Here is a 21225-nt window from a genome sequence, read left to right as displayed (position 1 = left end):
TCTCCCCGAAGACGTCCGGCCGATCGGTTCGGCACTAGCTACCGTAGGGTTACGTCTATTTAACACGCAAAACTCAATATGTAATGCAGAGTTGGTGAACGCAAGGGGTTGGGCATGACAGGTATGGCGGGGACGGCGGGAAGGGCGGCGAAGGCCATGAGGGCCGGGCATCAGGCAAGCGCCGGGGAACTGCTCGAACTGGTGCGCAGCGGGCGTGCCACGACGCGCGGCGCGCTGCAGCAGGCCACCGGTCTGTCGCGGGCCACGGTCGGCCAGCGCCTCGACCGGCTCTTCCGCGCGGGCTGGCTGCGCGAGGGCGCGGGCGGCCCGGTGGACTCCCCCAGGGCGGCCGGCCCTCGATCACCCTCGAGTTCGACGACGAACACGCCGTCGTCCTGGCCGCCGACCTCGACACCCGGCACGGCCGGGCCGCCGTCGTCTCGCTGAGCGGCGAGATCCAGGCCGAGCACCACGGAAGCCTGCGCATCGAGGACGGCCCGGACGCCGTACTGGGCGAACTCGGCCGCTGGTTCGCCGAGCTGCTGGAGAAGGCCGGGCAGCGCGCGGACGCGGTGTGCGGGATCGGGATCGCGGTGCCGGGCCCGGTCGACACCGACACCGGCAAGGTGGTGCAACCGCCGATCATGCCCGGCTGGGACGGCTACGACATACGCGGGCGTCTGGGACGTGCCTTCGCCGAGCACGCCGGCATCGAGAGCGCCGGTGGTGCCGGCGGCACCACGGGCGCCGGGGTCATCAGGAGCGGCGCCCGCATCCCCGTACTCGTCGACAACGACGCCAACCTCATGGCGTACGGGGAACAGCGCACCGGATATCCGGACTGCTCGGCGTTCGCCCTGGTCAAGGTCTCCACCGGTATCGGCGCGGGGATGGTCGTCGGCGGCTCCATCTACCGGGGCGTCGACGGGGGTGCCGGGGACATCGGGCACATCCGGGTGGGCGCGGACGCGCTGTGCCGGTGCGGTTCGTACGGCTGTCTGGCCGCTGTCGCGAGTGGTGGCGCGGTGGCGCGCAGACTCGCCGAGTCCGGCGTCCCTGCCGCCTCCGGATCGGATGTGCGCGACCTGCTGACGGCCGGGCACCCGGAGGCGATGGCGCTCGCGCGGGAGGCGGGGCGTCAGGTCGGGGACGTACTCGCGACCGTGGTGACCCTGCTGAATCCCGGCGTGCTGATGATCGCCGGGGATCTGGCCGGAACCCCGTTCCTCACGGGTGTGCGCGAGTTGCTGTACCAGCGGGCACTGCCGCGTTCGACCGCTCATCTGGACGTGGTGACCTCGCGGCTCGGGGAGCGGGCGGGGCTGGTGGGGGCCGGTGCGCTGGTCGTGGAGTACCTGTACGCGCCGGAGCGGGTGGAGGAACGGCTGACGGCGCTGGGTGTGTGAGGCCCGTGTGACGCACATGGGTGGCGGGACGTTCGGCGGGGCATGTGACGTCCGTGTGTCGCGTCCGCGACGCGTCCACATCGTGGTCCGCATGATGACATTCGGGCCGTCTTTACTGCGTGATTCTCGCCACCCTTGATAGGGGTACCGCTCAGATGAGCGGATCTTGGGCGACTGCACTTCCCTAAGGGGTGGCACTCAGTGCCACCCCTTGATCGTTCATCGATTAAACTCAGACGTGTCAGTGACCGCTCATCTGAGCGTATACTTCGCCCTGGGAGCGTCGATTCGTTCAAGAAGTGAAAACATCCGACGGTGACCGCTTGCCAAGGCTTGACTTTCAATCGAGTGGCGGACGGGTGGTTACAGGCGCATGACGTGCAAGTAGACGTACCCAGGCGCCTTCGATCTGGGTATGTTCCTCGCCGTCAGGGCAGCCACCGCGACGTCGAGGAGTCGAGACTCGTGTCGGAAAACAAAGATCCCCATGGAGCCGAGAGCGGCGACAGCGGCGTTGAGGGTACGAAGTTCGTTTACGACTTCACCGAAGGCAACAGGGACCTCAAGGACCTCCTCGGCGGCAAGGGTGCGAACCTCGCCGAGATGACCAACCTGGGCCTTCCCGTCCCTCCGGGCTTCACCATCACCACCGAGGCGTGCAAGACCTACCTGGGCAGTGGCGAGGAGCCGGCGGCACTGCGTGACGAGGTGAGCGCGCACCTCGAGGCCCTCGAGGCGACGATGGGCAAGAAGCTCGGCCAGGCCGACGACCCCCTCCTCGTATCCGTCCGTTCCGGGGCGAAGTTCTCCATGCCGGGCATGATGGACACCGTGCTGAACATCGGCCTCTCCGACAAGTCGGTCCAGGGCCTCGCCAAGCAGGCCGGCGACGACCGCTTCGCGTGGGACTCGTACCGCCGTCTCATCCAGATGTTCGGCAAGACGGTCCTCGGCATCGACGGCGAGCTCTTCGAGGACGCGCTGGACGCGGCGAAGACGGCCAAGAAGGTCACGGTCGACACGGAGCTGGAGGCCGCGGACCTCAAGAAGCTGGTCACCAAGTTCAAGAGGATCGTCAAGACCGAGGCCGGCCGGGACTTCCCGCAGGACCCGCGCGAGCAGATGGACCTCGCGATCCACGCGGTCTTCGACTCCTGGAACACCGACCGCGCCAAGCTCTACCGCCGCCAGGAGCGCATCCCGCACGACCTCGGCACCGCGGTCAACGTCTGTTCGATGGTCTTCGGCAACCTCGGCCCCGACTCGGGCACGGGTGTGGCGTTCACGCGCGACCCCGCGTCCGGCCACCAGGGCGTGTACGGCGACTACCTGCAGAACGCCCAGGGCGAGGACGTGGTCGCGGGCATCCGCAACACGGTCCCGCTCGCGGAGCTGGAGTCGATCGACAAGAAGTCGTACGACCAGCTGATGCAGATCATGGAGACCCTGGAGAACCACTACAAGGATCTCTGCGACATCGAGTTCACCATCGAGCGCGGCCAGCTGTGGATGCTCCAGACCCGCGTCGGCAAGCGCACGGCGGGTGCGGCCTTCCGCATCGCCACGCAGCTGGTGGACCAGGGCCTGATCGACGAGGCGGAGGCCCTCCAGCGAGTGACGGGCGCCCAGCTCGCGCAGCTGATGTTCCCGCGCTTCGACGACCAGGCGAAGGTCGACCAGATCGGCCGGGGCATCGCGGCGTCGCCGGGCGCGGCGGTCGGCAAGGCGGTCTTCGACTCGTACACCGCGATCAAGTGGTCGCGTTCGGGCGAGAAGGTCATCCTGATCCGCCGGGAGACCAACCCCGACGACCTGGACGGCATGATCGCGGCCGAGGGCATCCTGACCTCGCGTGGCGGCAAGACCTCGCACGCCGCCGTCGTGGCGCGCGGCATGGGCAAGACGTGCGTGTGCGGCGCCGAGGAGCTCGAGGTCGACACCAAGCGGCGGCGTATGACGGCCCCGGGCGGAGTGGTCGTCGAGGAGGGTGACGTCGTCTCGATCGACGGCTCGACGGGCAAGGTCTACCTGGGCGAGGTCCCGGTCGTGCCCTCCCCGGTCGTCGAGTACTTCGAGGGCCGGATGCACGCGGGCGCCGACGACGCGGACGAGCTCGTCGCGGCCGTCCACCGGATCATGGCGTACGCGGACCGGGTCCGCCGCCTGCGTGTGCGCGCCAACGCGGACAACGCGGAGGACGCCCTCCGTGCCCGCCGCTTCGGCGCGCAGGGCATCGGTCTGTGCCGCACCGAGCACATGTTCCTCGGCGACCGGCGTGAACTGGTCGAGCGCCTGATCCTGGCCGACACGGAGGAGGAGCGCGAGGACTCCCTCAAGGAGCTCCTGCCCCTCCAGAAGCGGGACTTCGTCGAACTCTTCGAGGCGATGGACGGCCTCCCGGTGACGATCCGTCTCCTGGACCCGCCGCTGCACGAGTTCCTGCCGGACGTGACCGAACTGTCCGTACGGGTGGCACTGGCCGAGTCGCGCGGCGACGCCAACGAGAACGACCTGCGCCTGCTCCAGGCCGTGCACCGCCTGCACGAGCAGAACCCGATGCTGGGCCTGCGCGGCGTACGTCTCGGCCTGGTCATCCCCGGCCTGTTCACCATGCAGGTACGGGCGATCGCGGAGGCGGCGGCCGAGCGCAAGAACGCCAAGGGCGACCCGCGGGCCGAGATCATGATCCCCCTCGTCGGTACGGTCCAGGAGCTGGAGATCGTCCGCGAGGAGGCCGACCAGGTCATCGCGGAGGTGCAGGCGGCCGCCGGCACGAACCTCAGGCTCGCCATCGGCACGATGATCGAACTCCCGCGGGCCGCCCTGACCGCCGGTCAGATCGCCGAGGCCGCCGAGTTCTTCTCCTTCGGTACGAACGACCTCACGCAGACCGTCTGGGGCTTCTCCCGGGACGACGTGGAGGCGAGCTTCTTCACCGCGTACCTGGAGAAGGGGATCTTCGGTGTCTCCCCCTTCGAGACCATCGACAAGGACGGTGTGGGTTCCCTGGTGAAGTCGGCCGTGCAGGCCGGCCGTGCCACCCGCCCCGACCTGAAGCTCGGCGTCTGCGGCGAACACGGCGGCGACCCCGAGTCCGTCCACTTCTTCCACGAGGTGGGACTGGACTACGTGTCCTGCTCCCCCTTCCGGATCCCGGTGGCGCGCCTGGAGGCGGGCCGCGCGGCGTCGACGGCGAAGGGCAGCGACCACCGCTAGCCTGCCGGAGACTCCGGAGCCGCCGACGGTCGACCCCGACCCTCACCGACGGCCGACGGCTCCGGCGTACGAAAGAAGCGGGGCGGCACCTTGTGCGGAGGTGCCGCCCCGTCGTACATCATCTGCGGAGACTGCCAAGCCACGCCGCTGACCAGGTAAGTTGGCGTTCGCCGGCGTTGGTTGCCGTTGAACCCGCGCGAAGCTGTTGTGGCCTCGTCGTGCCCTGCGGGTGGGGTTGGGTTCCGTCACGGGCCGTCACCACACAGGCCCCGCTCTGATTCGGCACATTCCAGGGCGGGCCCTTCGTTTTGCTCGTTCCCCGGACGCCCGCCCCGGCCCTCCAGCCAGACCGGCACCGGCATCGAGGCACGGACCTGGGCCCACTCCGCGTCGGCCATGTCGGTGGGATGGCACGCAGGACAGACACTCCCGTCGATCGCCCCGAACCGGGTGGACGTAGCAGTCACACGCCAGGGTGGCTGAAATGGCGCCGACGGGATCGAAAATGGTGCACCGGAACAGCAACGGGCCTCCTCGGGCGCAGAGTTGGTCGTGAACCTCGTCTCTGCCAAGAGGTCCGTTCACCACCGAACACGCTCCCGTTCACCAGGTCGGGGCCACGGCATCCAGGAAGCGCATCCGCGAGCGGCACGCCCGATCCGCGGCCCCGGATGGCGACGGGTCAGGGCCGGTGGCAGCCTGGATGACAGCACCGTTCGTGTTCGCAGGAGGTGGAGTATCCGTGCAAAGCAACATGTCGCGCACCGGAAAACTGCTGAGCACTGCCGCGGCTGCCGCCCTGTCGGCCACGCTCCTCCCTGTCGTGGCGGCCCCGCCCGCGGCGGCCGTGACCTGCGACCAGGCCGCCGCCAACCGGGCCCCGACTGCCGGGACGGTCACTCAGGCGAGGGCTGCCGTGATGTGCCTGATCAACGCGCAGCGCACACAGCGCGGGCTGCCTTCCCTCACCATTAGCCAGGCCCTGACGAACGCGGTCCAGCAGCATGCTGTCGCGGCCGTCCAGCTGAAGTGGTGGGGACCGGGCAAGGACCCGCACCGCAACCCCCGAACCGGCTCGACACCGCAGAGCCGCATCCAGGCGGCCGGATACTGTCCCAACCCCCGCTCGTGGGAGTTCAACGAGATCACGTACACCGGGTGGGGCGGATCGGGAACTCCGCAGGCCGCCGTCAACTGGTGGATGAACAGCCCCGCCCACCGCGCCGTCATCCTCAAGCCTTCGCTGCGCGAGATAGGCCCGTGGGCCCAGCCCGGCTCGGCGGACCGGGCCGGGGCGTCGTCGCCCGGCGCCGGCACCTACGTCGTGACGTTCGGACGCTGCCGGCGGTGAATCCGGTCTCTCGCATGTGCAGGACCGCGCCAGATCTTCCTGTGCACCCACCACAACGAGGTCCCCTCGTTCGAACTCGCTTGCATGGATGCAGGTGTGGCCGCCGCGTTGGGGGCGTTGGCGGGGCAGTCGCGACAACCGGGGCGGCATTCGCCACGGAGGTGCCGCCCCGTCGTGCGACGGGGGACGCCGTACGAAGGCGTCGAGCCCTCCGCACGGGACCGCACTCAACTCGGCCCGGCCGCAACCGGCGTGGGCCGGGCGCCGCACCAGGGCGAGACCGAGGCCCGTACCGCCCTGGGTGCGTCGGGGCACGCCAGAACCAGTCGAAGACCGTCGGCCGACGCCGCTCCCCACCCGGACCGGGGCCCTCGTCCACGACATGAAGTTCGGCCCAGACCGGCCCGGCCCTTCGACCACCTTCGCCGGCCGGTCGGTCAGCAGGCCCTGGATCCGCCTCGACCTCACCGGCATGACCGCGGAGGACTGGGCCCACGCCGAGGCGTCGTCGACTCCGATGCCGGGCCCCACCGCCGCATGCCCCTACCTCGACACCCAGCCCTTCTCGAACGACTGCGCAACGCCTTGACGCCGCCGACGAGCGCAGCGCCCGCTCGTGCCTCTCGTGCTTCCGGATCACCTGATGGGATGGCGATTCGTAGGCCAAAGGATTCAGCGCGTTACTGATCCATTACCTTCTGTAACTCCTGGGGGCCGGTGGGGTCCTCGGGAGACAGAGGAGCGGTGGATGAAGACGGCGATGGTTGGCGTGGTGGCGGCCGGGGTGTTTCTCGTTGGGGCTGGGACACCGATGGCGGGGTCTTGGCACAAGCTGCCCCGGTTGACGCCGACTGGTGTGCAATTCGCCCAGGGGCAGTACAGGTTCAACGAGGCAGCCCACAACCATGGCTCCTTCGAATGGAGCGGGCAGCTCAAGGATGCCTTGCCCGGTGACAACAACAACGTCTACATGCTCGTTCGCGTTGAAGGGCACGACTGGGTTCGCTACGACGGGAAGCAGCGGCAGACGGTGTTCTTGCACCACTCCAACTGGGATGGAGCTCAGCGGTACACGGACGACGCGGATCTACGTGCCTGTCGCGATCGAGGCACCCTCCGGCCGGACAACTGCTCCCCGACGCGCCACTTCAGGCCGTAGGCGGCCCGTCCGACGCCCAGGACCCGGGCGCAGGCCCGGGTCCTTCCATTCCGCCCTCCTGGAGGCTCGCATTACTACGTCAGAAGTCCTGTCGGCCAGAGGAATCGACCTCTTTTATGGGCAGTCGCACGCCGTCAGGGGCGCGTCCATTGCAATCAGCCAGGGCGAGGTCGTGGCCATCATGGGACAGAGCGGTTCGGGCAAGTCGTCCCTCCTGTATTGCCTGGCCGGAGTATTGCCCGTCGCAGGCGGCGAAGTCCGCTTCGAAGGGCTTCTGCTGGGCGCACTCGATGACGACAAACTCAGTGCCCTGCGCCGTGACCGCTTCGGGTTCGTCTTCCAGCACGGAGAGTTGCTCCCCGAACTGACCGTGGAGGAGAACGCCGCTCTGCCACTGAGGCTGGCCGGGCAGCGCAAGGCCACGGCGCTCGCTGCCGCTGGGGAGGTGCTGGGACGACTTGGGCTCGCCGAACTTCGGGAGCGGCGCCCCTCACAGGTTTCGGGCGGTCAGAACCAGCGGGTCGCCGTAGCGCGCGCCCTCGTGCATCGACCGACTGTGGTCTTTGCCGATGAGCCGACCGGATCGCTCGACAGCGCCAACGCCGCCACTGTGCTGGAGGAATTCCTCGCCCTGGCAAGAGCGCAAGGCACTGCGGTCGTCCTCGTTACCCACGACCACAACGTCGCGGCCCGCGCGGACAGCCGGTACACGATGTCCGACGGTGTGCTCGCCCGAGAACAGGACGTGGCGTGAAGGAACTCCTTTTGGGGCTACGGCTGTTGCTCGGCAGCGGGCGTGGCAACCGTGCGCGATTCGTACTCATGGCAGTGGGTGGCTCGCTCGGTGTGTGCTGTCTGGCCATCGTGCTCGCCATTCCCGGCATCCTCGCGGCGCAGGACGGGCGCATCGCGGCCCGGCAGCCAGTCGTCCCGCGGGATCAGTCCGGCCAGAGGATCAACAGCGGCTTTCCGCTGAGTCTCAGTCGCACGGACCCGTATGGCTCGGCTCCTCTCACCCGGGTCTTCGTCGCACGAGGCGCGAGGCCAATCGAACCGCCGCCCGGCCTGATGTCGCTCCCACGGGACGGCCAGGTGTTCGTTTCTCCGCGTCTGCATCGCCTACTGCGAGACCAACCGGCGTTGGCTCAGCGCTTTCCGGGTGATGAAGCAGGACTGATCGGAGCCCAAGGCCTGGCTCGTCCGGATGAACTCGTTGCGTACGTAGGCATGAGCCGCGCCGAACTGTCCGACGGGTATCCCGTGAAGCAATGGGGCAAGGACTACGCGCCGGATCCCACAGTGGAGCCCTCCACACTCAACATCGTCCGCTTCACGATGGCCGGGGTCGTGTTGCTCCCCCTCGCAGTCTTCCTCTCCGTGTGCGCGCGGCTCTCCGCCGCTGAACGGACACGCCGACTGGCTGCCCTCCGGCTGTTGGGGCTGAGCAGGAAGGGCACTCAACGGGTGAACGCCGCAGAGACTGTCGCGGCGGCCGGCGTGGGTGCTGTTCTGGGTATTGCCGAGTACGAGATCGTGAATCAACTTGTCTCGCGAATCGGCCTGCCGGGGTTCAAGTGGTACCCGGGCGACGGGGCCTTGTCTGTTACCACGCTTCTGGTGTGCCTCGTGGGCTGCCCAGCGCTCGCTTGGTTTGTAGGCCGTGCCAGCGCACGCAAGGCAGCAGCAAACCCGCTGGCTGTCCGGCGCAGCGCGGTGGAGAAGCCGCCGTCAAGGTGGGGATTCCTTCCGTTGACCGCAGGCATGGGCATTCTGACGGGCTACTGCATCGCCGGAGCCACCGGGCATGCTCCCACGAGCACAGCCCTGTCCTCGGTACTTGTGCCAGCAGCGGTCGTTCTGGTCGGTGTGGGGCTTGCGCTGTCGCTGCCCTCGCTGTCCAGGTTCCTGGCTCGACGGACGGCTCGCTCCACGCAGTCGCTTTCCTTTGGCCTTGCGATGCGACGGAACGAAGCCGAGCCGGGCGGCGCACTTCGGGTGGCGACGGGTCTCGTTCTGCTGGTCTTCGTGGCTTCTCTCGCACAAGGAGTGCTCATCGAGTTGGACCAGGTCACCAAGAGCAACTCTCCGGTCCAGCTCTACGACATCATGCTTGAGGAGATCAACGCGACTCAGCAACACACTCTCGAAGAGATGACAGGTCTGCGGGCGCACATCGTTGCCTTGCAGCCGAAGGTCGATAGCAGTGAGCCGACGAAACCGGGCGTCGACGCGGTGGTGGCCACATGCGACCAGTTGCGCAAGGCAGTGTCATCGGTTGAGGGGTGTGTGGACGGGCAGCCTCTGTGGCTGTGGGATTCCGCGCAGGTCCAGGCCAACATCCAGGCAGGCGATACTGTCCATTTCGCCGTTCGAGGGGGGCGGCGCACTCGCGATCTGAAGCTCACAGTGCCGTATCAGAAGGTCCGGTTCCACAACCCTGTGGACGCCCAGGTGGTCGATAGCGGGGCGATCCTCCTGCCGCCCTCCATGGTGCCCCGGCACACCCGCCCGGAGGACGCCACTCTCAGCCTGATCAGCGGCTCCGGCCCAGAAACCGTACGCCGTGTTCTCGACGCCATCGGTGGCGCGGCCCCCACCGCGCAGGTCGAGCCTCAGGGCCTCGCGGTCGAGGCCCTCCAACAGATCACCGTCGTAAAAACCCTCCTGGCCGTAGGCATGATCCTCGGTCTGATCATCGGCGTGGCCGCCTACCTCGTCGCTGCCACCGACCGGGCCGTCGAGCGGCGGCCGCAGGTTACTGCGTTGGCGCTGCTGGGGGCGCGGGCGCGGACGTTGCGGGCCGTGCAGGTGGTGCAGGTGGTGTTGCCGTTGGCTGTGGGGTTGGTGTTGGCCGTGGTGGTGGGGAAGATGGCCGAGTCGAGTTATCTGGTTACCGGGGGCGGGGCTGTCTTCTGGGACGGGGCGGGGTTCCGTTGCTGCTCGCGTGTGCTCTCGGGGTGCTGGTCGTCGCCGCCGTGGGCGCGTTGCCGCTTGTGGGGCGGAGGATTGATCCCGAGTTGATCCGGCGAGACTGAGCGTACGGTGAGTGACGAGCAGTGGTGGAGAGAGGTCTGGGCATGGCCGGGTGGAATGTGAGTGACATCCCTGATCAGCGTGGCCGTACGGCCGTCGTCACCGGGGCCAACAGCGGGATCGGGTTCGTCACGGCACGTGAGCTGGCGCGGCGCGGGGCGCGGGTCGTGCTCGCCTGTCGGAGCGAGGCGCGGGGGAGTGAGGCGGGGGACCGGATCACCTCCGAAGTGCCCGGCGCGGACGTGGAGTTCGTGCGGCTGGACCTCGGCGACCTCGACTCCGTGGCGGAGTTCGCGGCGATGTTCGACCTCGTGTACGGCGAGCGGCTCGACGTGCTGGTCAACAACGCAGGGGTCATGGCCCTGCCGTTCGCGCGTACCTCCGACGGGTTCGAGACTCAGTTCGGGGTCAATCACCTGGGGCACTTCGCGCTCACCGGGCTGCTGCTTCCCGCGCTGCTCGCCACCCCGGGCGCCCGCGTCGTGACCGTGTCGAGCATGTTCCACGTGCTCGCCAATGTCGACATCCGTGACCTCGACAGCAAGCGCGGCGGGTATCGGCGCTGGGTCGCCTACGGGCGGTCCAAGAGCGCCAATCTGCTGTTCACCCACGAGCTGGCGCGGCGGCTGGCCGGTGTCGGGTCCGACGTCGTCGCTGCCGCCGCGCACCCCGGGTACGCCTCCACCAACCTCCAGACCGCCGGGCCGAAGCTCGCGGGGCGCAAGGGCGCCGAGCGGGTCATGGAGATCGGGAACCGGCTCCTCGCGCAGAGCCCGGACGCCGGGGCCCTGCCCACGCTGTACGCCGCCACCGCGCCCGGTGTACGGCCCGACTCCTTCACCGGACCCTCGTTCGCGATGTGGCGCGGCGCGCCCGCGAGCTCCTGGCGGGCCGGGTGGACGCGCAACGACGCGGTCGGCGAGCGCCTCTGGAGCGCCTCCGAGCAGCTCACCGGCGTGACCTACGACGCTCTGAAGTGACCTGACGTCCCGGTCCGCATCAGAGGACGCCTCCGCTGTCCACCACCAGGTCCGTGCCCACGACCGACGCCGCGTCGTCCGACGCCAGGTAGAGGACGGCCGCCGCCACCTCCTCGGTCTTCGACACGCGGCCCAGCGGCAGTTCGTGACGTGCCCGTTCCACCCGCTCGTCCTCCGACTCGCCCGGCCGCAGTGACATCGTGGTGGCGGAGGCGCCGGGGCTGACGACGTTGATCCTGACTCCGTCGGCGATGTGGTCGAGCGCCGCGGCGCGGGACAGCGCGGTGACGGCGGCCTTGGCGGCGGCGTAGGCGGCGACGCCCGGGCGGCGGGTGTGCAGGCCGATGGTGGAGGCGAGGTTGACGATCGCGCCGCCGGACGGCTGCGTCCGCATCTGCCGGATCTCCGCCTGAAGGGCGAGGAACACGCCGGTGACGTTGATGTCCAGTTCGGCGTGCCAGTCGGCCTCCGGGAGGTCGGCCAGCGGTGTTCCGCCGTGGAAGACGGCCGCGTTGTTCACCGCCACGTCCAGGGAGCCGAAACGGTCGACGGCCGCCGCGACGAGGGCGTGCACCTCGTCCGAGCGTGACACGTCCGTGGTCACTGCCAGTGCCTTTCCGCCCCGGGCCTCGATCAGCGCGACCGTCTCGTCGAGCGATGCGGCGGTGCGGCCGGCGACGACCACCTGGGCGCCCTCCGCGGCGAACGCCAGGGCGGTGGTCCGGCCTATACCGGAACCGGCGCCCGTGACGAGGGCCGTCCTTCCCGAGAAGCGTGTGGTCATTCCGGATCCCCTTATTTGACCGATCGGTTCAGTATGAAGGCGCGCGCGGGCCTTGGGACGTGGTCTTCAGTCGAGCAGCGTCAGCGCCTGTTCCGCCGCGTCCTGGACCCGGGCCGGGTCCGCGGACGCCTTGCCCACCACCCGTAGGCCCTGCATCAGGACCAGCAGCATGCGGGCGAGGGCGAGCGGGTTGCGGTCGGCGGGCAGTTCGCCCTGGGCCTGCGCGCGGACCAGGGCCGAGTGCAACAGGGTCTCGAGGTGGTCCCAGTTGTGCTCGACGCGGCGGGCCGCGGCCGTGTCGTGGGGTGCCAGTTCGGCGGCCGTGTTGGTGACGAAGCAGCCGCTCAGGCGCCTTCTCTCGGTGGTCGCCTCGGTCGCGAAGCGGCGTACCACCGCTCGTACGGCGGGCAGTGCGGGACCCGGCTGGGAGAGCTCCCGCAGGAGCTGCGGATTGCGTGCCTGCTGGTAGCGGTCCAGTGCCTTCAGGTACAGCTCGTGCTTGTTGCCGAAGGTCGCGTAGATGCTGGCGCGGCCGACGCCGAGGTGCTCGACGAGGTCCGTCATGGATGTCGCCTCGTAGCCGCGCCGCCAGAACAGCTCCAGGGCCGACCGCAGTGCGGCGTCCGGGTCGAATTCCTTGGTCCTGGCCATGGGGGCGACCGTAGAACAATCGAGAATGATCGGTCAAGTAAGCCCGGGGTGACCGGCGGGCGTGAGGAGGTCCCGGTCACCCCGGCCGTCAGGAGATCCGGACCTCGTACGTCGTCACCCGTACGGTCTCGTCGTCCAGGCACCGGCCCGACTCCAGGTCGAACCGCTGCTTCAGCAGGGGCGAGGCCACGAACGGGCGGCCCTGGTGGGAGCCGATCAGGCCGCGGGAGAGGACCGCCGCGCCGCTGAACGGATCACGGTTGTCGATGGCGTACATCCGGCCCGCGCGGTCGAGGAAGACGGCCGCCTGGCCGCCGTCCGGGAGCAGGGCGGCGACTCCGCGGCCCGGCGTCAGCGCGGACAGCTCGCAGAGAGCCAACCAGGAGTCCGTCAGGCGGAGTTGGACCGTGAGGGCGGTCGTTTCGGGTGCCAGGGTCATCGCTGGGCGCTTCCTTCCAGGGCTTGCGAGGGGCGGCGGCCGATGCTCAGCAGCGGCAGGTCCGGCTTGATCTGGTCGCGCTCGGGGACGAAGCCGACGACCGGGTCGGGGGTGTCCGGGGCGTTCACGAAGGACACGAACCGGGCCAGCTTCTCGGGGTCGTTGATGGTCTCGGCCCACTCGTCGCGGTAGGCGGCGACATGCGCGGCCATCAGCGACTCCAGTTCCTCGCAGATACCGAGCGAGTCCTCCACGACCACCTCGCGTACGTGGTCCAGGCCGCCGGGAATCCGCTCCAGCCAGGTCGACGTGCGCTCCAGGCGGTCCGCCGTGCGGATGTAGAACATCAGGAACCGGTCGATCAGGCGGACGAGTTCGGCGTCGGAGAGGTCCTGTGCGAGCAGGTCCGCGTGGCGCGGGGTGGCGCCGCCGTTGCCGCCGACGTACAGGTTCCAGCCGTTGGCGGTGGCGATCACGCCGAAGTCCTTGGACTGGGCCTCGGCACACTCGCGGGCGCATCCGGAGACCGCCGACTTGAGCTTGTGCGGGGAGCGCAGCCCCCGGTAGCGCAGCTCCAGGTCGATCGCCATGCGGACGGAGTCCTGGACGCCGTAGCGGCACCAGGTCCGGCCGACGCAGGATTTGACCGTGCGCAGGGACTTTCCGTAGGCGTGGCCCGACTCGAAGCCCGCGTCCACCAGCCTCGCCCAGATGAGGGGGAGTTGCTCGACCCGCGCGCCGAACAGGTCGATGCGCTGACCGCCCGTGATCTTCGTGTAGAGGCCGAAGTCCCGGGCCACCTCGCCGATCACGATCAGCTTCTCCGGGGTGATCTCGCCGCCGGGGATGCGCGGCACGATCGAATACGAGCCGTTCTTCTGGAGGTTGGCGAGGAAGTGGTCGTTGGTGTCCTGGAGGGCCGCCTGCTCGCCGTCCAGGACATAGCCGCTGGCGCCGATGGTGGGGGCGAGGGAGGCGATGATCGAGGCGACGGCCGGCTTGCAGACCTCGCAGCCCTCGCCACCCCGGGCGCCCTCACGGCCGTAGCGGTCCAGCAGGACCTGGAAGGAGGGGATGCGCAGCGCGAGGGCGACCTCGTACAGCTCCTCGCGGGTCCGGGAGAAGCAGCCGCACAGGCCGTGGTCGACCTCTACACCGCTCGCCGCCAGCTCCTCGTTGACGAGCTGGCTGAGAACCTTGACGCAACTGCCGCACCCCGTACCGGCCTTGGTGCACTTCTTGACCTCGGGCACGGTGGTGCAGGAGTGCTCGGTGACCGCGCCGCGGATGGTGCCCTTGGTGACGTTGTGACAGGAGCAGATGACCGCGGAGTCGGGGAGCGCGGAGGGGCCGAGTGCGACCGGGGCGCCCGCGCCCGCCGGGAGCACCAGTTGCTCGGGGGCGATCGGCGGCACGGAGCCGGTGAAGGCCCGCAGGGTGCCGTACGCCTCCGCGTCGCCGACCAGGATGCCACCGAGCAGTTCGCCGCCGCGGCCGATGACCAGCTTCTTGTACGTGCCCGAGCGTGAGTCGGAGTAGACGACGTCGAGGCAGTCGGAGGTCGCGCCGTGCGCGTCACCGAAGGACGCCACGTCGACGCCGAGCAGCTTCAGCTTCGTGGACAGGTCGGCACCCGTGAAGCTGGCCTCGTCCGCGGCGATCGTCGCGGCGGCCGTCTCGGCCATCTCGTAGCCGGGCGCGACCAGGCCGTACACCCGGCCGTCCGAGGCGAGGGCGCACTCGCCGATCGCGAACACGTGCGGGTCCGAGGTGCGGCACTGGTCGTCGACCGTGATGCCGCCGCGCTCGCCGACCGTCAGCCCGGTGGCGCGGGCGAGCTGGTCGCGTGGGCGGACGCCGGCCGAGAACACCACGAGATCCGTGGCGAGTTCGGAGCCGTCGGAGAGCTTCATCCCGGTCACGGCGCCGTCGTCGCCGGTGACGATCTCCTGGGTGCCCGTGCCCGTGTGCACGGTCAGGCCCATGTCCTGGATGGTGCGCAGCAGCGCCGCGCCGCCGCCCTCGTCGACCTGCACGGGCATCAGGCGCGGCGCGAACTCCACGATGTGCGTGGTCAGTCCGAGCCCCTTCAGGGCGCCCGCGGCTTCGAGCCCGAGCAGGCCGCCGCCGACCACCGCGCCGGTCGTCGCCCGCGCCTTCGCGTACTCCTCGATGGCGAGCAGGTCCTCGATGGTGCGGTACACGAAGCAGCCCTCGGCGTCCTTGCCGGGCACCGGCGGGACGAAGGGGTACGAGCCGGTGGCGAGGACCAGGGTGTCGTACGTGATGACCAGACCCGAGCGCGCCGTGACCTGCCTGGCCTCCCGGTCGATCGTCTCGGCCGGGTCGCCGAGGTGCAGTTCGATGCCGTGCGTGGTGATGAACTCGGCGTCGGTGAGGGAGAGTTCCTCCGGAGTGCGGCCCGAGAAGTACGAGGTGAGCTGGACGCGGTCGTACGCCGGGCGCGGCTCCTCGCACAGCACGACCACACGGTGCGTGGCGGTCAGGCCGCGTTCGGCGAGCGCTTCCAGGAAGCGCTGGCCGACCATGCCATGGCCGACGAGCACGATGGTGTGCGCGTTGCCGTCGGTGGCGTTCGCCGCCGTCGTCATCGTCGTGTCCGTGGACATTCAGGAGCCTCCGTCGTTGGTGAGCAGGTGGAGCAGCGGGGCGCTGTCCGCGGGGGAGCGGTGCGGTTCCCTCCCGGGCCGAGGGCGAGGGCGAGCCGGGTCAGGGAGCGGGCGCATTCGAGGTCATGCACCGCAGCCTGCGACGCCGGTGTTACCCGGTCGCATCACGGCTGTTTCCCGGGAGGAACGCTGCCCTCAGCGGGAGCGGCACCCGGTTGTGAGGGTTCGGTGGGGTCAACCGAACCCCCGGTCCTCGTGCGGGCACGATCGATCGCGGCGCCCCGGCACGGAAACCTTGAGGCATCGGGATCCAGCCGCTGAGGAACGGCGGGCTCCACCGGCTCACGAACAGGGGGACAGAAACATGGCCATCTCCGAGAAGCCGGAGCGGAAGCCGGGCCAGAAGCCCCAGCAGAAGCAGAAGCCGCCGCTCCCGCCGACCCGCGACGACTCCGCCGTACGGACCTGGCTGTTCGTCCGCGAAGCGTTCACCGCGGGCACCTGGCGCCGGGTCGCGTACGCGCTGCTGGCGTTCCCCGTGGGAGTGCTCTGCGTCCCGCCGGCGCTGCTGGGCGCTCCGACGGGGCGGTGGCAGCGGGGGCTCGTCCGGCGTTTCCTGGGCCGGGAGCTGTCCGGGTCCTCGCGGGGACTGGCCCACGCCACGGCCGCCGTACCCCTCAATCTCCTGGTGCTGGCCGTCACCGTCTACGGTTGGTCCCTGGTGCCGATGAACCTGGGCTGGCCGCTGCGCGCCGCCGGTTCCGACTACTCCGACGCGTGGGGAGGGCCGACCTTCGCGGGGGCCTGGGCGTTCCACGCGATCGTCGGCGGGTTCGGCTTCCTGTTGGTCATGCCGTGGCTCGGCCGGGCCCTGGCGGCCGTCCAGCTCCGCCTCGCCGCGGCGCTCCTCTCCTAGGTTGACGCCATGCGTTCCCTCCGCAACCGCCTCCGCGCACGCGCGGCCTTCCCCTTCGGGCGGAAGGCTCTCGCGGCGCTTCTCTACGGGGTGATCGCCTTCCCGCTCGCCCTGGTCGGGTTCGTCCTCACCTTCGCGGGGCTGTTGGTCGGTGGCGTGCTGTCCGTGACCACGCTGGGACTGTGGCTGGTCGCTGTCACCGTGCGCGCGGCGCTGGCGCTCGGCGGGCTCCAACGCGCTCTCGCACGAGGCCTGTTGGGGCTGGAGATCGAGGAGCCGGAGCGCCGCGAAGGTGCCGGGATCCTGGGCTGGCGGCGGGCGCTGCTCGGTGAACGAAGCGGGTGGCGCGCCGTCGCCTGCGCGCTGGCCACCCCCTTCACCGCCGTCTTCGGGTCCACCGCCGTCGTCATCGGCTACGTCTACGGCGTCCTGCTCACCCTCCACCCCCTCCTCAAGCGGTGGAACTACGACACCCGGCGGGCGAGCGACGGCACGACGCACCGGGTGTCGCTGGAGTTCCTCGGATTCCAGGTCGACTCCTGGCCGCGGTGGCTGATCCCGACGGCCCTCGGGCTGCTGTTCCTCGCCACCGCGTCCTGGCTGCTGCGCCAGGCCCTCGCCCCGCACCGGGCGCTGCTCAGCGCGCTGCTCGGCCCCGACCCCGCCGAGCGCCGCATCCGCACCCTGGAGGAGACCCGCGCCCAGGCCGTGGACGACGCGGCGGCGACCCTGCGCCGTATCGAACGCGACCTGCACGACGGGACGCAGGCCCGGCTCGTCGGCCTCGCGATGCACCTCACGGTGATCAGGGAGCTGATCGGCCCGGAGGCTCCCCCGACCGGCTCCTCGCCGTCGTCGACGCCGCGCGGGGCAACGCGACCCAGGCGATCGCCGATCTGCGCCATCTGGTGAAGGGCATCCACCCTCCCGTACTGGACCAGGGCCTGGACACCGCCCTGGCCACCCTCGCCGCCGACAGCGCCCTGCCCGTCGAGGTCGCCGCCGACATCACGGACCGCCCGAGCCCGGCCGTCGAGTCGATCGCGTACTTCTGCGCCGCCGAACTCCTCGCCAACGCCACCAAACACAGCGGGGCGAGTGGCGCCGCGGTGAGCGTGACCGCCCGGGACGGACTGCTGCGGCTGAGCGTGCGCGACGACGGACGCGGGGGAGCGGTGATCGGCGCGGGCTCGGGCCTGACCGGGTTGCTGGCCCGCGCCCGGACCGTCGACGGCACACTCACCTGCGAGAGCCCGCCGGGAGGCCCTACGGTGGTCACGGTCGAACTTCCCTGCTGACCGAGCCTTCCTGCCTACCGAGCCTCCCTCGTTACCGAACCAGCCTCCTTACCGAACTGCGCTCCCGTCCGAGCCTCCCTACTGACGATCACGGGGATCACATGCGCGTCGTCATCGCCGAGGACTCCGCCCTCCTGCGTGACGGGCTGGTCCAGTTGTTGCGGCTGCGGGACGTGGAGGTCGCGGCGGCCGTCGGGGACGCCGAGACGCTGCTCGCCGCCGTGGCCGAGCACCGTCCGGACGTGGCCGTCGTCGACATCAGGCTGCCGCCCACGCAGACCGACGAGGGTGTGCGGGCGGCCGTACGGCTGCGCGAGGACCACCCCGGCACCGGGGTGCTGATCCTCTCGCAGTACGTGGAGACGACGTACGCCCGGCAACTGCTCGCCGACCCGGCCGGGATCGGCTACCTGCTGAAGGAACGGGTCGTCGACATCGGCGAGTTCGTGGACGCCATGGAACGGGTCGCCGGAGGCGGCACCGCGCTCGACCCCGAGGTCGTCGCGCAGCTCTTCGGCGCGAGCCGGCGTGCCACCGCCCTCGACAGGCTCACACCGCGCGAGCGCGAGGTGCTCGCGCTGATGGCCGAGGGCCGGACGAACCAGTCGGTCGCCGGCGCCTTCACCGTCTCGGAACGCGCCGTCGAGAAACACATCGCCAACATCTTCGCCAAGCTCGACCTGCCGCCGTCGGGCACCGGGCACCGACGGGTGCTGGCGGTCCTGCGCTACCTGGGCTCGGTGACCGTCACATAGGGTCGCGATCATGCCCGACATATCGCTGACCATCGTCGTTGTGCTCTGCCTCGCCTCCCTCGCGGCGGGCTGGATCGACGCCGTGGTGGGCGGTGGCGGGCTGCTGCTGCTCCCCGCGATGCTGCTCGGACTGCCGGGCGGTACACCGGCGGCGTACGCGCTCGGGACGAACAAGGCGGTCGCGATCGTCGGGACGACCGGCGCGGCGGTGACGTACGCGCGCAAGGCGCCGGTGGACGTGCGGCTGGCCGTGCGGATCGGGCTCGCGGCGCTGGCGGGCTCCACCGCCGGTGCCTTCGTGGCCGCCGGGCTGAGTACGGACGTGCTGAAGCCGGTGGTCATGGTGGTGCTGCTCGGGGTCGGGACCTTCGTCATGCTGCGGCCGGCCTTCGGTACGGCGCCCTCGGCCGAGCCCGTCTCCGCGCGGCGCGTGCTGGCCGCGATCGGGCTCGCGGGGCTCGGGATCGGCTTCTACGACGGGCTCATCGGACCCGGCACGGGTACGTTCCTCGTCCTGGCGCTGACCGCGCTGCTCCACTTCGACCTGGTGACCGCCTCCGCCACCGCGAAGATCGTCAACTGCTGCACCAACGCGGGCGCCCTCGCGACCTTCGCCTGGAAGGGCACGGTGTACTGGCAACTGGCCGCGGTGATGGCCGTGTTCAACCTGGTGGGCGGCACGGTGGGGGCGCACACCGCGCTCAAGAAGGGCAGCGGGTTCGTCCGGGTGGTGCTGCTGACGGTGGTGTTCGCGCTGGTGGCGAATCTGGCGTACCAGCAGTGGATCGCGTAGGCGCCGAAGACGGCGGTCAGCGGCTGCCGGTGAGGTGGGCGAAGACGACCACGTTCCCCTGGTACCCGGTGGCCTTCGAGTAGTCGCCGCCGCAGGTGATGACGCGCAGTTCGGGGCGGGTCGCGGCGCCGTACACCTTCTCGTCCGGGAAGTCGCGGGCCGCGTACACCTCGACGGCGTCGACGGTGAACAGCGCGGTGCCGCCGTCGCGGCGCGCCACCTCGATGGCGCTGCCCTTCTTGAGGGCGCCGAGGTTGTAGAAGACGGCGGGGCCGTTGGCGTTGTCGACGTGGCCCGCGACGATCGCGGTGCCTCGCTCGCCGGGGGTGGTACCGGCCTGGTACCAGCCCGCGAGGTTCTTCTCCCCGGCGGGCGGGACGTCGAGGCTGCCCTGCGGGGTGAGGCCGAGGGCCATCAGCGGGGCGTTCACGCCGATGGAGGGGATGCGGATGCGCTCGGGCGGGGAATGGCGGAGCGCGGGGGCGCCCTGCCGGAGGGCGTCGCCGGTGCCGGCCTGGGCGGCGGAGGGCTGGGGTGGCGGGTGGGCCTGGGTGCCGTTGTGGAGCAGCCAGGTCCCTGAGCAGAGGGCGACCACGGTGACGGAAGCTATGGCGGTGTTGCTGACCCGGCGCATGTGAGCCTCCTCTCGGGGTCAGGGGTTGTGCGGTTGTGGTCGTGACGGTCGTGGTCGCAACCGTGGTCGGGGGCGGGCGGGGCCGTGGTCGGGGTCGGGGTCGTGGTGGGTCCCCTTCCCCCTCCGGGCCGCGAGGGGCGTCGGGCCACGGAGGGGGAGGGGACGGCGGTACCGGCGGACGGACAGCGGAGGGTGTCCGTCAGATCCCGTCGCCTCTCGCCCGGCGATGCAGGAGCCAGGTACCGCCCGCGGCGGCGACGGCCAGGGCCGCCACTCCCGCCGCGGTCTGCACGGGGTCGGGGCCGAGTGCGCCGCCGACCCCCGTGTTCACATGCCCACGCGGCAGATGGATCTGCTCGCGTGTGGCGGTCAGGTTCACGATCAGGTCGCCGGTGACCTGTCGGCCGTGGGAGCACTTCGCGACGATCTCGTACGTCCCCGGCTGGGCGCTCGGCGGCACCTTGAACTGGCCGATCGCGTCCTGTTCGTGGGCGCTGGCGGCGAGTATGAAGATGCCCGCGCCGACCGCGCTGGCGTCACCCGTGGCGGTGCCGTCCGCCCCGCACGCCGCCGTGTTGACGGTGACGTCGGCCCCCGGGACGACGGTGGAGGGGAACACCTCCAGACTCTCCGTGGACCCGCCGTACGCGGGCGCGGTGGCGAGGCCCACCGCGGCGACGGCGATCGCGGTACCGGTCAGCAGACGGGCTGTGCGTCGCATGGCTGTGCTCCTCCGAGGGGGCGCGGCCGGCGGCACCCCCAAGTGCCGCTGTGTCGGTCGTGCCCCTGCCCTTTCGAGGTAAGTGGCAGTCGGCCGGGTTCGCTTCCTGACAGCGCGTCACAAATGCGGGGAAAGGGTGCCGGAGGGGGTGTCCGCGGGGCCGGAACGATGGTGTTCCAGCAGGTCACCGGCGTACGACTGAGGTGTCGCGGCAAAGAGCCCGAAGAGCGCGGGGAGGGGGTGCGAACGGGTGACGGGGGCGGCTGGGAGGCACCTTGACCTCAAGGACGGTTGAGGTGACGGCCTGTGCGCTCACGAAGGCAGCCGCGAGGGCCGTTTCGGTCCCGTCGTCGCCGATCGGCCGCTGCGGGCACCGCACCCGACGTCCCGGACCGCACAGCCACGCCGACCCGGATGGCCCAGGCACCGCGAGCCGACCGCCCCGGCGCGGGCGCCTGC

18 protein-coding genes and 1 pseudogene are annotated in these 21225 nt (G+C 70.3%); 13 read left to right on the top strand and 6 right to left on the bottom strand.

The window, feature by feature from the left end; all coding sequences use genetic code 11:
• Positions 1 to 123: 123 nt before the first annotated feature.
• From AAFF41_RS17265 to AAFF41_RS17230, 8 genes and pseudogenes are all read left to right on the top strand, one after another.
• Positions 124 to 1406, top strand: a pseudogene (locus AAFF41_RS17265) (ROK family transcriptional regulator).
• Positions 1407 to 1871: 465 nt separating this feature from the next.
• The gene (gene ppdK / locus AAFF41_RS17260) at positions 1872 to 4622 is read left to right on the top strand and encodes a pyruvate, phosphate dikinase (protein WP_343324184.1); all 2751 of its coding nucleotides are present in this window, start codon (positions 1872 to 1874) and stop codon (positions 4620 to 4622) included.
• A 742-nt stretch (positions 4623 to 5364) separates the two neighbouring features.
• The gene (locus tag AAFF41_RS17255) at positions 5365 to 5973 is read left to right on the top strand and encodes a CAP domain-containing protein (protein WP_343324183.1); all 609 of its coding nucleotides are present in this window, start codon (positions 5365 to 5367) and stop codon (positions 5971 to 5973) included.
• 382 nt (positions 5974 to 6355) lie between these two features.
• Complete coding sequence (locus tag AAFF41_RS17250; RefSeq protein ID WP_319744100.1) at positions 6356 to 6562, top strand: hypothetical protein; 207 nt, start codon at positions 6356 to 6358, stop codon at positions 6560 to 6562.
• Positions 6563 to 6721: 159 nt separating this feature from the next.
• On the top strand, positions 6722 to 7132 hold the full coding sequence (locus AAFF41_RS17245) for a hypothetical protein (protein ID WP_319744098.1): 411 nt from the start codon (positions 6722 to 6724) through the stop codon (positions 7130 to 7132).
• A 103-nt stretch (positions 7133 to 7235) separates the two neighbouring features.
• The gene (locus AAFF41_RS17240) at positions 7236 to 7886 is read left to right on the top strand and encodes an ABC transporter ATP-binding protein (RefSeq protein ID WP_319744531.1); all 651 of its coding nucleotides are present in this window, start codon (positions 7236 to 7238) and stop codon (positions 7884 to 7886) included.
• Positions 7883 to 10153 (top strand): FtsX-like permease family protein, encoded by a 2271-nt coding sequence (locus tag AAFF41_RS17235; RefSeq protein WP_343324182.1) that lies wholly within the window; start codon positions 7883 to 7885, stop codon positions 10151 to 10153. Before AAFF41_RS17240 ends, AAFF41_RS17235 begins: the two co-directional genes overlap by 4 nt.
• Positions 10154 to 10209: 56 nt before the next feature.
• Positions 10210 to 11145: an oxidoreductase gene (locus AAFF41_RS17230; RefSeq protein WP_097284636.1), complete on the top strand. Its 936-nt coding sequence runs from the start codon at positions 10210 to 10212 to the stop codon at positions 11143 to 11145.
• 19 nt (positions 11146 to 11164) lie between these two features.
• On the opposite strand, the gene AAFF41_RS17225 is transcribed toward AAFF41_RS17230, so the two are convergent.
• The 4 genes from AAFF41_RS17225 to nirB all read right to left on the bottom strand — a co-directional run bounded on the left by AAFF41_RS17225 (position 11165) and on the right by nirB (position 15649).
• Complete coding sequence (locus AAFF41_RS17225; protein WP_343324181.1) at positions 11165 to 11929, bottom strand: SDR family NAD(P)-dependent oxidoreductase; 765 nt, start codon at positions 11927 to 11929, stop codon at positions 11165 to 11167.
• A gap of 66 nt (positions 11930 to 11995) precedes the next feature.
• A complete protein-coding gene (locus AAFF41_RS17220; protein WP_319744089.1) occupies positions 11996 to 12580 on the bottom strand; it encodes a TetR/AcrR family transcriptional regulator in 585 nt (194 codons plus the stop codon).
• Between the two features lie 88 nt (positions 12581 to 12668).
• Positions 12669 to 13019: a nitrite reductase small subunit NirD gene (gene nirD, locus AAFF41_RS17215; protein ID WP_319744087.1), complete on the bottom strand. Its 351-nt coding sequence runs from the start codon at positions 13017 to 13019 to the stop codon at positions 12669 to 12671.
• Positions 13016 to 15649 carry a nitrite reductase large subunit NirB gene (gene nirB / locus AAFF41_RS17210; RefSeq protein ID WP_319744085.1) on the bottom strand — a complete coding sequence of 878 codons (2634 nt, stop codon included), beginning with the start codon at positions 15647 to 15649 and terminating at the stop codon, positions 13016 to 13018. The genes nirD and nirB overlap by 4 nt, the downstream gene beginning before the upstream one ends.
• A gap of 364 nt (positions 15650 to 16013) precedes the next feature.
• On the opposite strand from nirB, the gene AAFF41_RS17205 reads away from it, so the two are divergent.
• The 5 genes from AAFF41_RS17205 to AAFF41_RS17185 all read left to right on the top strand — a co-directional run bounded on the left by AAFF41_RS17205 (position 16014) and on the right by AAFF41_RS17185 (position 19411).
• On the top strand, positions 16014 to 16565 hold the full coding sequence (locus AAFF41_RS17205) for a hypothetical protein (protein WP_343324180.1): 552 nt from the start codon (positions 16014 to 16016) through the stop codon (positions 16563 to 16565).
• A gap of 9 nt (positions 16566 to 16574) precedes the next feature.
• Positions 16575 to 17477 (top strand): sensor histidine kinase, encoded by a 903-nt coding sequence (locus tag AAFF41_RS17200; protein ID WP_343324179.1) that lies wholly within the window; start codon positions 16575 to 16577, stop codon positions 17475 to 17477.
• A complete protein-coding gene (locus tag AAFF41_RS17195) occupies positions 17474 to 17863 on the top strand; it encodes a sensor histidine kinase (protein ID WP_343324178.1) in 390 nt (129 codons plus the stop codon). The genes AAFF41_RS17200 and AAFF41_RS17195 overlap by 4 nt, the downstream gene beginning before the upstream one ends.
• Positions 17864 to 17964: 101 nt before the next feature.
• The gene (locus AAFF41_RS17190) at positions 17965 to 18618 is read left to right on the top strand and encodes a response regulator transcription factor (RefSeq protein WP_343324177.1); all 654 of its coding nucleotides are present in this window, start codon (positions 17965 to 17967) and stop codon (positions 18616 to 18618) included.
• 10 nt (positions 18619 to 18628) lie between these two features.
• Positions 18629 to 19411, top strand: a complete 783-nt coding sequence (locus tag AAFF41_RS17185; RefSeq protein ID WP_319744077.1) for a sulfite exporter TauE/SafE family protein — start codon at positions 18629 to 18631, stop codon at positions 19409 to 19411.
• A gap of 16 nt (positions 19412 to 19427) precedes the next feature.
• On the opposite strand, the gene AAFF41_RS17180 is transcribed toward AAFF41_RS17185, so the two are convergent.
• Positions 19428 to 20045, bottom strand: a complete 618-nt coding sequence (locus tag AAFF41_RS17180) for a class F sortase (RefSeq protein WP_319744075.1) — start codon at positions 20043 to 20045, stop codon at positions 19428 to 19430.
• A 199-nt stretch (positions 20046 to 20244) separates the two neighbouring features.
• A complete protein-coding gene (locus AAFF41_RS17175) occupies positions 20245 to 20766 on the bottom strand; it encodes a hypothetical protein (protein ID WP_319744073.1) in 522 nt (173 codons plus the stop codon).
• Positions 20767 to 21225 lie beyond the last annotated feature (459 nt).

Source organism: Streptomyces mirabilis, from assembly GCF_039503195.1.
Lineage (GTDB): Bacteria > Actinomycetota > Actinomycetes > Streptomycetales > Streptomycetaceae > Streptomyces > Streptomyces mirabilis_D.
Note: the sequence above shows the minus strand (reverse complement) of the source record. Positions and strands in the feature narration are given on the sequence as shown.